General features: G+C 57.8%; 7 protein-coding genes. 1 reads left to right on the top strand and 6 read right to left on the bottom strand.

Annotation, left to right across the window (positions count from 1 at the left end; all coding sequences use genetic code 11):
* Positions 1-122 precede the first annotated feature (122 nt).
* Positions 123-3,266: a fibrinogen-like YCDxxxxGGGW domain-containing protein gene (locus ACN085_RS09010; RefSeq protein ID WP_419111318.1), complete on the bottom strand. Its 3,144-nt coding sequence runs from the start codon at positions 3,264-3,266 to the stop codon at positions 123-125.
* Positions 3,267-3,271: 5 nt separating this feature from the next.
* Positions 3,272-3,868, bottom strand: a complete 597-nt coding sequence (locus ACN085_RS09015) for a hypothetical protein (protein ID WP_419111319.1) — start codon at positions 3,866-3,868, stop codon at positions 3,272-3,274.
* Between the two features lie 544 nt (positions 3,869-4,412).
* On the opposite strand from ACN085_RS09015, the gene mfd reads away from it, so the two are divergent.
* Positions 4,413-8,054, top strand: coding sequence for a transcription-repair coupling factor (gene mfd, locus ACN085_RS09020; RefSeq protein ID WP_419111320.1), 3,642 nt, complete (start codon positions 4,413-4,415; stop codon positions 8,052-8,054).
* A gap of 87 nt (positions 8,055-8,141) precedes the next feature.
* Here mfd and ACN085_RS09025 read toward each other — a convergent pair whose 3' ends face one another.
* The 4 genes from ACN085_RS09025 to ACN085_RS09040 all read right to left on the bottom strand — a co-directional run bounded on the left by ACN085_RS09025 (position 8,142) and on the right by ACN085_RS09040 (position 11,859).
* Positions 8,142-8,468, bottom strand: coding sequence for a hypothetical protein (locus ACN085_RS09025; RefSeq protein ID WP_419099835.1), 327 nt, complete (start codon positions 8,466-8,468; stop codon positions 8,142-8,144).
* A gap of 87 nt (positions 8,469-8,555) precedes the next feature.
* A complete protein-coding gene (gene deoC / locus ACN085_RS09030) occupies positions 8,556-9,248 on the bottom strand; it encodes a deoxyribose-phosphate aldolase (protein WP_419099834.1) in 693 nt (230 codons plus the stop codon).
* A gap of 22 nt (positions 9,249-9,270) precedes the next feature.
* A complete protein-coding gene (locus ACN085_RS09035; RefSeq protein WP_419111321.1) occupies positions 9,271-10,959 on the bottom strand; it encodes a phospho-sugar mutase in 1,689 nt (562 codons plus the stop codon).
* A gap of 75 nt (positions 10,960-11,034) precedes the next feature.
* Positions 11,035-11,859, bottom strand: a complete 825-nt coding sequence (locus ACN085_RS09040) for a purine-nucleoside phosphorylase (RefSeq protein WP_419099996.1) — start codon at positions 11,857-11,859, stop codon at positions 11,035-11,037.
* Positions 11,860-11,903 lie beyond the last annotated feature (44 nt).

Below are 11,903 nucleotides of genomic sequence, written 5' to 3' on the forward strand. Positions count from 1 at the left end.
CTCAACATGTAGAAGACCCAGAGCTTAATCTTTTACCGGGCTGTATACGAATATAGAAAATCCTGCTCATCAAAGGGAAAACTTTGGGGAGCAGGATTTTCTATTCTTTGCCCGAGCAGCCTCTAGCGTGTTACCAGAGTTGCATCCATATCGAAGGTGGTAGGTTCGCCACGACGGTAGGAATGAACCTCAACCGCGATGACGTTCTTACCATCTTTGAGATCCTTAGACGGAATGGTGATAGTAAGCGGGTTAGCCTTTGCATCAGCATAAGAAACTCGTGCAAGAGCAGCCGTCCTGGGGTAGGCATTGGCAGGAAGGTTCTGACGGGCCACTTCCTTGCCATTGACATAGATAGCGATGCCATCATCAGCGTAGGTAGTCAGGACCAGCTCCTGGTTGGGGGCGGGGTTCAAAGTGAACTCCTTACGCAAGAAGAAGGACGAGGGCTGGGTGAAGAAGTTGAAGGTCAGCTGGGTCTTCAGGCTACCTTCACCCCAACCGATTGAAGTTGGTGCCGTGTACCACTGCCAGGCGGTGTTGTACCTGTAATTGGTATCGCGCCAGCTACGGTCAAAGTCACTGAAGAGGTGAAAAGCTACCCGCCAGTCATCTCCAGAGGCAATGATTTTTTGGTCGGCTGGTTTCTCCGGCTCAACCGGTTCCACCGGGTCAGCTGGAGCCGGATTATCTTCAACATCGGGTTGTTCTGGGTCAGCGGGAGTGTCCTCCCCAATGGGGGGAGCCACTGGGTCAGCCCCATCGGCGGGCTGATCCGGGTCCTGCCCGGGCTCCGGCTGATCCGGTGGGGTAAGCGGATCCTCGCCTGGTCCTGGTTCCACAGGTGGGCTTACCGGGGCCTTGGTGGGTTGGGGCTGGTCTGGGGGAGTCACCGGGGACTCCTCAGCGGGTGGGGTAGTGGGCTCCGCTGGTGGGGCCTTGACTTCAGCCTGGGCAACAGGGGTTGTCTCAGAGTAGTTGCCTACGTTATCGACTGAGCGTACAAAATAGCGCGCATCATCTGTGTGAGCAACCGAGTAGGAGGTGCCCTGAGTGACTGTAGCAATCACGCGATCGTTGCGCAGTACCTGGTAATCGGTGCGACCGGCAGTGTTGCTGTCCCAGGTGAGTTGGTCATTAGTTCCGTCTGAGGTGACCTGCAGGTTGCTAGGTGCAGCAGCTGCAGTAACATCCTGGGGAGTGAAGCGAGCAAAGCCCACCGTTGCTTGGGTACCGTTTGCGCCTCGGGAACGGGTGATATCCCCACCCACCCATAGGACACCGGTGGAATCGAGGAAGGAGGCCCAAACGCCATACCCTCTTGCCCCGGCAAGATCGGGTGCGAACTCTGGTAGCAGGTGACCAGACTGGGCGTCAAAGGCGGCGATTAGCCGGATTCGGTGGATATTAGAAGAGGTCTCCCAAGGGCTGCTGTACTGCTGGCCTCCCTGATAAATCCAGTCACCACAGTGACAGGAACCGTAGATAACGTTAGCCTGCGGGTCAAAGCTCAGATCCTGGAAGTCTCCACCCTTTTTAGTGATAGAGGATGAGCGTCGAGAAAGATCGGACTTATCGTATTGGGCAATGAGGTGCTCAGCACCACCGGCCCAGATGGAGTCCCCTACATCCTGAACATCAAACTGGAAGCCGTCGCTGGGGTAGGGCCTATCGGCCCGGTGGGATAAGGCCCAATTCCAGCTTTTAGCCAGGGTGCCCTCGGTGGTTTTTAGGTAGGCCAGCTTTCGAGAGGGCTGGCCGCTGACTGTGGTGAAGTAGCCAGCAAGGGCTACGCCGTCATCGCTGGCTGAGATGCCGTTAACGGTGCCGTTAGTGGCAGGGCGCCAGCTAATATCAACTGTCCCGTCGCTCAAGGAGAACCTGGCGGCGTTACGAGAGTATGCGTAGCTGAGGCGGTTGGCCCCCTTGACGTGAGTGAAAGCACCACCGATGTAAACATAATCGCCGTGAACTTCAATGGTTTTGACTACGGGAACTCCGGAGGCCAGCCTATTTTCAATATCCCAGTCTAGGGAGGTATCTGTTTGACCTGTAACCGGGTCTAAAATGACAAACCCGTTGGCTGGTTTTCCGTTGACTCGGCTGAACTCGCCACCTACGGCCAGCAGGTTATTGGGTAGGGCAGCCAAAGACTTGATTTGCCCGTTAAAGGTGGGGGTGAAGGTGCGGACTAATTCGGCTGTGTTGACGTCATAGCCCGCGATGAAAGCCTGGTTAACGGTTTCGCCGCTGGCGCTGACAACATTCTTGAAGTCCCCTCCGGTAAAGACAGTGTTGCCGACCTGAGCAATGGCCTGGACTCGGGTGTTGAGTTCAGAGACAACACCGGTGCCTGAGTCTTCGGAGGTTCGCCAACGCATAGAAGCCGTGTAGCTGTTGGGCAGTTGACGGTTGGTCTCAGCGGGTAATCCGCTATCACCGATGGCCTTAAAACCCGCCGTGTTCTGAGTAATTCGGGGGCGGATAAAGACCTGGGTGAAGGCTATGGGCGGGGTGCCGTAGCTCGGTGACCAGAGGTAGGAGGTGGCTGATGAGCTACCCCACACACCGGCCTTGTAGGCAAAACCATTCTTCCACCCATAGGTTTTAGAGGTGGTGAAATCAAGAGTGTTGAAAGAACCCCAGCTGCCTACGCTACCTAGGGAGGCAGGTGTGCTGTAGTTAGAACTGGTGAAGGGGGGATTCTCAAAACGAATGTCTGACCAGTTGGCTGTGGCGCGTAGGGCCCAGCTCCACTTTTCTGTCTGTGATCGTTTGGCGTAGGCATTCTGCCAGCTACGACCATTCATGTCTGCTGCGCGACGGAAGCGGATTCCATCCTGTAAAGAATCAACTCTTTGTCCATTGAGAAGTTGATCCACTTTTTCTGATGATAGCTGGACGGGGGTGAAGGCAGTTGAGCCTTCAGGCTGAGTATAGAGCTCAGAGGCATCGCCGCGACCGTAGTAGTCCTCAGCCCAGCCTTCTCGTCCTCGGCCGATGAGAACCCAGCCGCCGCCGTCTGTTTCCTGGTCACAGTAAAACTTTTCTGGGGCGTCCATGGAGGGGGTATAGAGCCAGTAGGTTCCTGACTTTGCTGTGGGGTCGTTTTGTTTGACCTCCCAGCAGGAGGCAGCGGCGGTTTCCGAAGACAGACCGTTAGGGGCAAAATCATTGGTGGCTGTTGCTCCGGGGAGTAAGGAGACACCTAGGCCTAAGGCAAGAGCTCCTACTGAGATCTTGGTGATGAGTGATGGTTTTTTCATGTCTGTTAGCAATCTGCGTTATTGGGGAAATCTTGGGAGGCTATTTTCCAAGTCCCTTTGTCTTCGATCAGGGTAAAGATGTTCAGGGAGCGTGTGGCCTGGGCCGAGTTCATGAGGTTTCCGGAGGAGTCAAATACTTTGACTTGGGATGAATCAAGGCAGACTTCGAGAATCTTTGCTTTCTGGCCCTGGTATTCGCCGTCGGCAATTTTGGGTGTACCGATGACCTTGGAGCTACCTTCTACATGCCAGCCACTCATTGCGTATTCGGTGGCAGTGGCAATGTACTGGTCGAGGGCGCTACCGGTGGTGATGGTTTCTAGCTGCGACATGGTTTCAGGAGAGATATAGGAGCTAGGCTCGGCCAGGGCCTTGTCGTCCTGTGCGGTTGAACCCTCGGGAGAGAGCTCTTCTGCTCCTGACACATCAAGGGGCGGGACCTTGGAGAGAGTCTCCTCAACCTGGTTGTAGAGCTCTTCGGTTTTCTTTACCTCGTCTGCATCCGACTTCGCTTCAGTGGCCTGGGCTAGAGCACTTGCTGCCTGGTTATTTTCGGGCAGAGCCTCTTCTGAGCTATTTGAGCTAGCAGATGGCTGCGCCAAAGCAGAAGCGCTCCCGGGTGCGCTTGTAGCATTTCCTGAGGCCTTGGTTGCAGATGCCGTAGCTGAACTGCTGCCTGAAGTTTCAGGGGTGGTCATTGACCCGCAGGCCGTCAATCCCAAACTGGCTGCTAATGATGCGGTGAGGGCTATAGTCCGAAAGGGAGATATAGCGGGGAAAAAGGATAGAGAGGTCCCTAATGTGTTCATGTAGTCCCTTAAGATGGTGCGAAATAAGCTAGCGCCCCCGGGACTTGTGCGAGAAGATTTATAGGAAACCGGAGGTGAGCTAGACACTTCAATTTTACCGGTATAACCCCTGTAAAAAATCAGGTTACTTGGTAGTAACTTGTGGGGACAGGGCAATAAATTCCTCACCAGGGAATCTATCTAAAGTATGTCAATGCTGGGTATAGAATCCCCAAATGTGGGGGCAAGAGTTACTGCCTGCTAAGACCCCTTCAATGACCCATATCACCCTACCTTGGCAGGGGGCCGCCTATGGGATAATGGGGGCTGCACTAGAGGTCTGATCGATGGAGCGAACATGTCATTGCGTGGTATCACCGCCGCCCTGAGCCAGGAACCGAGTTATCGGGCTATTTGCAATCAGGCTTTTGCAAGCCCATCATCACGTGTTGATGAGTTCATCATCGGTGCTCCCGATGGAGCCCGCCCCTTTGTGCTAGCGGGTTTGGCTGACCAACTGAGTGCCTCCGCACCAGAAGCTACTCAGCCTGTCCTGCTCGCAATTACAGCCACCGATCGAGAAGCTGAAGACACCGCAACAGCTCTTGGCGCTCTGGTAGAGCCCGGGGCAGTCCAGCTCTTTCCTGCATGGGAAACCCTGCCCCATGAACGGCTCTCACCCCGAAGCGATACCGTAGGGCAAAGGCTCTCCGTTTTGCGTGCGCTCCATCAAGGAGGCCCTCAGGCCCCCCGTATCGTGGTGGCACCCATTCGCTCGGTCCTCCAGCCGCTGGTTGCTGGTCTTGAAAAGATGCGCCCGGTTTATCTCAAGCTAGGCCAAGAACAAGACTTCGATGAGCTCATCAAAACCCTGGCAAACGCCGCCTATTCACGGGTTGACTTAGTCTCTAAGCGAGGAGAGTTCGCTGTTCGAGGCGGAATCATCGACATCTTTTCCCCTACTGCCGCCCATCCCGTACGCGTCGAGTTCTTCGGCGATGAAGTGGAGAGCATCCGTTACTTCTCGATAGCTGACCAACGAACCCTCCCCGGACAGGAGCACCCCCAAGAACTTGTGGCACCACCCTGCCGTGAACTGCTTATAACCCCGGCGGTTATGAGCAAAGCAGCCCGTCTCAAAGCCGATTTCCCGGGGGCAGCCGCCATGCTTGAAAAAATTGCAGGCGGTATTTACGTAGAGGGTATGGAGTCCCTCATCCCCTTACTGGTTGACGACATGGTGACCCTGCTCGATCACCTGCCTGCTGGCTCCCTGCCCCTTGTCTTCGAACCTGAGCGGGTGCGCTCGCGAGCCCACGACCTGGTAGCAACCAACGAAGAGTTCCTCCTTGCTGCCTGGGACTCAGCTACCGAAACCTCCCAGGCTCCTATTGACCTGACTGACCGCAGCCCCCAGGAGCTGAGCCAAGGTGGATTCAGGACCGTTGCCTCAATCCGTGATGAAGCCCTTGCCCGAGGCTTTGGCTGGTGGGCCATGACTGCACTGGGTGTAGATGATGCGGTCGATGACGGCATTGACTCCGTTCAGCTTGCTGCACGTGCCCCGCACACCTACGCGGGCAATGTCAACGAACTGCTCACCGAGGTCGGTAAGAAGATTAAGGCCGGCTGGCGGATCACCGTCGTGACGGACGGCCCCGGCCCGCTAGCCCGCTTACTCGACCTCTTCCAGCAGGCTGAGATTCCGGCATCACGGGTCCAAGACCTGACCAATCCACCCGAGCCCGGCCTGATCGAGATGACAACCGCTAGCATGGGGCGCGGCTTCATGATGGACACCGAGCGGCTCGGTCTGCTCACCGAGGCGGATATCTTGGGCCGTACCAGCCCCTACGCTACCCGCGATTTGCGCAGTGGCAAGCTACCGGTGCGCCGCCGAAAGAACGCGGTAGATCCCATGTCTTTGAGTGCGGGGGACTACGTAGTGCATGAACAACACGGTATCGGTCAGTTCGTGGAGCTGATTCAGCGCCCCATTGCCGGGGCCACAGTCACCCCGGGCCAGCCCAAGCCCATGAAAGAGTACCTGGTACTGGAGTACGCCCCCTCTAAGCGGGGTGCCCCCAAGGACAGGCTCTTTGTGCCCAGCGACCAGCTGGACCAGGTCTCTAACTATGTGGGCGGTGACGCTCCGGTACTCTCTAAAATGGGCGGTTCCGACTGGGCCAAGACTAAGTCAAAGGCCCGCAAAGCGGTCAAGGAAATCGCCGCTGATCTCATTAAACTGTATTCTGCTCGCCAGGCCTCGCGCGGTCATGCCTTTGGACCCGACACCCCCTGGCAGAGTGAACTGGAAGAAGCCTTCCCCTATAACGAGACACCCGACCAGCTCTCGGCTATCAACGAGGTCAAGGCCGACATGGAGAAAGAAATCCCCATGGACCGCCTGATCTCGGGGGATGTGGGCTACGGCAAGACCGAAATCGCTGTGCGTGCCGCCTTCAAAGCCGTTCAAGATGGCAAGCAGGTGGCAGTTCTGGTCCCCACCACCTTGCTGGCCCAGCAACACTACGAGACTTTCACCGAGCGCTTCTCCGGCTTCCCCGTCTCTATCAAGGTGCTCTCCCGCTTCCAAAAAGCTAAAGAATCTGCCGAAACCATCGAGGGAATCAAGCACGGCTCCGTCGATCTTGTGGTGGGCACCCACCGGATTCTGTCCGAGTCCATCGAATGGAAGGACCTGGGCCTGGTCATTATTGACGAGGAACAGCGCTTCGGAGTGGAGCATAAGGAAAAGCTCAAAACCATGCGCACCAACGTGGACGTGCTAGCCATGAGTGCCACCCCCATTCCTCGCACCCTGGAGATGTCACTGACCGGTATCCGGGAGACCTCCACCCTGGCCACCCCGCCTGAGGAACGCCACCCGGTTCTCACCTTTGTTGGCCCCAAGACCGATCAACAGGTAACCGCCGCTATCCGCCGGGAGCTCATGCGCGAAGGCCAGGTCTTTGTGGTCCATAACCGGGTCGCCACTATCGAAGAAACCGCCAACGAGATTCAGAAACTGGTGCCCGAAGCCCGTATTGCCGTTGCGCACGGGCGCATGAGCGAGTCCCGGCTGGAAAAAATCATTGTGGACTTCTGGGAAAAGAAGTTCGATGTGCTCGTCTCAACTACCATTGTGGAGACCGGCCTGGATATCTCCAACGCCAATACCCTGATTGTGGACCAAGCCCAGAACTACGGGTTGTCCCAGCTTCACCAGTTGCGCGGGCGTGTAGGCCGTGGCCGCGAACGCGCCTACGCCTACTTCCTCTACCCGGTAGAGAAGATGCTGAGCGAGGTCGCCCATGAGCGCCTTAAAGCTGTTGCTACCCACAACGAGCTGGGCGCGGGTATGCGCCTTGCCATGAAAGACCTTGAGATTCGCGGGGCCGGTAACCTGCTCGGTGGTGAACAGTCAGGGCATATTGCAGGTGTTGGCTTTGACCTCTACCTGCGCCTGGTGGGGGAGGCCGTAGCCTCCTTCCAACACGGAGATAAAGAAGAAACACCGGCCGACATCAAGGTGGACCTACCCGTCAACGCTCACATGCCCCACGACTACGTTTCCTCCGAACGCCTGCGTCTTTCTGCCTACCGTCAGATTGCTCAGGCTCAGACCGCTGAGGAACTGGGCGAAGCCCGCGAAGAACTCATTGACCGTTACGGCCAGCCCCCGGCCCCCGTGGAGAATCTCTTTAAAGTTGCCTCTCTACGCCACCGTGCTCGGGCTGTGGGTCTGGAGGAAATCGTCGCTATGGGACCCAAGATACGGTTTTTCCCGGTCAATGACCTGCCAGAGTCCCGCCAGATGCGCCTAGAGCGTATGTACCCCGGCTCAACCTACCGGCAGATTCCCGGTACAGAGAACTGGCAGATTCTTGTTCCCCGCCCCAAGACAGCCCGGCTTGGTGGCAAAGACCTGGTAGATGAAGCCATCGTGGAGTGGACTGAGCAGTTTATCCACGCCATCTTTGAGGCAGGTACGGCTTAACCCCTAGCTGGGGCAGCTGTAATAAAAGGGGCTGGCCCACCATGACGGTGGGCCAGCCCCTTTTGCCTTGCCTTGTGCTAGCCGAACTTACTTAAGGAAGAGGTCGCTACCGCCGGTGTGCACGCGCTCATTGGTCTTAGAGGGAAGAATCCAAAGCGGAACCATGAAGGTTACACCGTAGAGAATAACGGCAACCATCCACCAGACCCAGCCGCCCTCGGGGTACATGCCCAGGGTATAAAGGCAGCCCAAGAGCATAACAAAGCAGAGAACAAAAAGGGCGATGTTTGAGCCAAGCTCCTTGGTGCCGGAGTACTGGGGGGCGCCGCTCCGCTTGCGATTACCAGATTCCAGGCCCAACGATTCAACGTTGGACCGCTTCTCGGCTTCTTGCTGCTCAGTGGCATTATCCATGAGAAATCCTTTAGTGGGATGTGTGTGCTTTTATAGATAGTATAGGTGTTCAGCTAGAGGTTTGCACCCCTACGGGGGCCCGCGCTTTTAGTAGGCCCCAGGTGTTTCCTGCCCCGCTTCAATGATAGCGATACCCTGAGAAGCACCGATACGGGTAGCGCCAGCCTCAATCATGGCCAGCGCATCTTGGCGGGTGCGCACACCGCCAGAAGCCTTAACACCCAGGTCGGGGCCAACGGTCTTGCGCATGAGGGCAATGTCTTCAAGGGTGGCACCCGACGCTGAGTAGCCGGTGGAGGTCTTCACAAAGTCAGCACCTGCCTCAACAGAAGCCTGGCAAGCCAGAACCTTCTGCTCATCGGTGAGCTCAGAGGTTTCAATGATGACCTTAAGCTGGGCGCCACCTGCGTGGACGGCATCGGCTACAGCCTTAATATCTGCAACCAGGGCCTCCTTCTTGCCGGCCTTGGCATCGGCAATGTTGATGACCATATCGACCTCAGCGGCACCTGCCTCAACTGCGGTTTTAGCCTCAAAAGCCTTAACCACGGTGGCGGAAGCGCCGAAGGGGAAGCCCACTACAACGCAGGGAAGGGACTGAGAGCCGGCTAGCTCTTCAGCTAGGACCGGTGCCCAAACGGGGTTAGCGCAGACGCTGGCGAAGCCGTAGCGCTTGGCTTCGGAACAGAGCCGACGGACGTCCTCTTCGGAGGCGCTGGGAGCCAAAATGGTGTGGTCAATCATGGCGGCCAGCTCGGCCTGGGTAAGTTCAAGAGTCATGGTTTCTCCTTGCAACGTGGGCTTAGAGGCCCAGCGCGATTTTCATATCTTCGGTAATGCGGGCAAGCCGGTCTGCGGCTATCGTACGGGCCTCTGCTACGGATTCGGTAACGGGCACAAGGACTTCAAGGTAGCACTTGAGCTTGGGCTCGGTGCCAGAGGGGCGCACAATGACGCGCGATGAGTCTTCGGTATAGAAGCGCATGCCGTCGGTCGGGGGCAGAGCCTCGCTACCCTGGGTCAGGTCATCACTGACAGTCACCGGCGAACCTGCCAAGTCCTGAGGAGGCGCGGTGCGCAGGCGCTTCATCATGGCCGGAATCAGGGCTAAATCATCAACGCGCACCGAAAGCTGGTCGGTAGCGTAGACACCGTGTTCACGGGCAATCTCATCGAGAAGCGCGGGGAAAGAAGAAGCAGCATCCTTGAGTTCCTGGGCGTAGTCGGCCATGACCAGGGCGGCAGAGATGCCGTCCTTATCGCGGACCTGGGCATGATCGACGCAGTAGCCCAGGGCTTCTTCGTAGCCAAAGGTTAGGTCCTCAACACGGGCAATCCACTTGAAGCCGGTGAGGGTTTCAACGTGCTTGACTCCCGCGGCGCGGGCCAGGGCGCCCATCTGGCGGGAGGAGACAATCGAGTTAGCAAAGGTTGCCTGTGCCGGATCGGTCAGCTGAGCCAGCAGACGAGAGGCCAAAATAGTGCCTGTTTCGTCCCCGCGGAGCATACGCCAGGTGCCCTCTTGCCTGATGGCAAAGGCGGCGCGGTCAGCGTCTGGGTCGTTAGCGATAATCAGGTCGGCATCAATGTGCTGGGCAAGGGCCATCGCTAGGTCCAGGGCGCCGGGCTCTTCTGGGTTGGGGAAGGCCACGGTCGAGAAGTTAGGGTCCGGGTCAGCCTGCTCAGGGACCAGAGTGACATTCTTAAAACCGGCCTGGTTCAGCACAGCAAGAGCGGTCTTGCCGCCCACGCCGTGCATGGGGGTCAGAACAATCTTGAGGTCCCGTTCTTTGGTTTCCACCAGGGGAGTGACCCTGTTGATGTAGTCGGTGGCAAGGCTCGCGGGGAGTACATTCCAGCCCTCAGCAGCCAGCACAGGGGCTTCAACCGCCGCGATGGAGGCGGCAATATCACCGTCATAGGGCGGAATAATCTGGGCACCGCGCGCACCGGGCTCAACGGCGGCCCCACCGAGGTAGACCTTATAGCCGTTATCGTTGGGCGGGTTGTGGGAAGCCGTGACCATGACCCCTATTTCTGCCCCGTATTCGCGGGTGGCCCAGGCTGTAACAGGGGTGGGCAGGGCGCTGGGCATGAGGTGGGTCTCGATGCCTGCGGCGGTGAAGATAGCGGCGGTATCGGTGGCAAAGATATCGGAGTTCTTACGGGCATCAAAGCCCACGACGGCCGAAATCTTCTCCCAGCCCTCCGCCCGTGCTCGTGCTACCGCGTAGTTAGCTAGCCCCTGGGCAGCCCGCTGAACAACCACACGGTTCATACGCATGGGACCTGCCCCCAGCTCAGCACGTAGACCAGCGGTACCGAACTGTAGAGTCCCGCTAAAGCGGTCTGCCAGGTCAGCGGCAGCATCTTGGCTGCCGGCCTCTACCTGCGCAATGATGCCCTCAAGCTGGCTTTTGGTCTCCGCGTCGGGGTCAAGAGCTACCCAGGCGCGGGCTTGCTCAAGAAGCTGGTTAATATCTGGGGTCATGTGTGTTCTCCAAGGTGAGAGGTGTCAAGCCCCGGCAGAAAGTATGCCGGGGCCGGTGATGGGATAAGCCCGGGTTTAGAGGGCCGCAATAATATCTGCCAGCAGGCGCGAGATGCGGGGGCCAGCGGCCTGGCCAGCCTCAATAACCTCAGCGTGGCTCAGAGGGGTCTCCTGGATACCTGCGGCCAGATTGGTAACCAGTGAGATACCAAAGACTTCAAGGCCTGCGGCGCGGGCGGCAATGGCTTCAAGAGCGGTGGACATACCCACCAGATCAGCACCTAGGACACCGGCCATGCCAACTTCGGAAGGAGTCTCGTAGTGGGGGCCAGGGAACTGCATGTAGACGCCTTCTTGCAGGCTGGGGTCAATACCTTTTGCCAGGTCGCGGATACGCGGTGAGTATAGGTCGGTCAAATCAACAAAGTGGGCGCCGGTGAGTGGAGACGCTGAGGTGAAGTTGATGTGATCGGCAATCAGCACAGGCTCACCGGCTGAGTAGGCCGGGTTGAGGCCACCGCAGCCGTTGGTCAGAATCATGGTCCGGGCACCGGTTGCAGCAGCGGTACGAACACCATGGACCACGGCTTCAACACCGCGCCCCTCGTAGTAGTGGGTGCGGGCACCGATGACCAGGGCACGCTGACCGCCGGGGGTCAAAATTGAGGTAATGGTCCCGGGGTGGCCAACCACGGCGGCCTTGTGAAAGCCCGGAACCTCATCGGCGGAGAGGACGTGGGTTGCCTCACCAATCAGGGAGGCGGCTTGACCCCAGCCTGACCCGAGCGTCAGTGCCAGATCATGCTTTTCTACACCGGTTTTCTCGGCAATAAAGTCAGCTGCTTCGCGGGCGCGAACAAGCGCCGGGTGCGAGGGGTCAGCGGTGGATACGGAGGAAATATTTGAATCATTCAACACCCTATCTACGGTACCAAACCCGCCCG

Origin of the sequence: Rothia sp. P4278, from assembly GCF_048512945.1 — a bacterium.
Taxonomy (GTDB): domain Bacteria; phylum Actinomycetota; class Actinomycetes; order Actinomycetales; family Micrococcaceae; genus Rothia.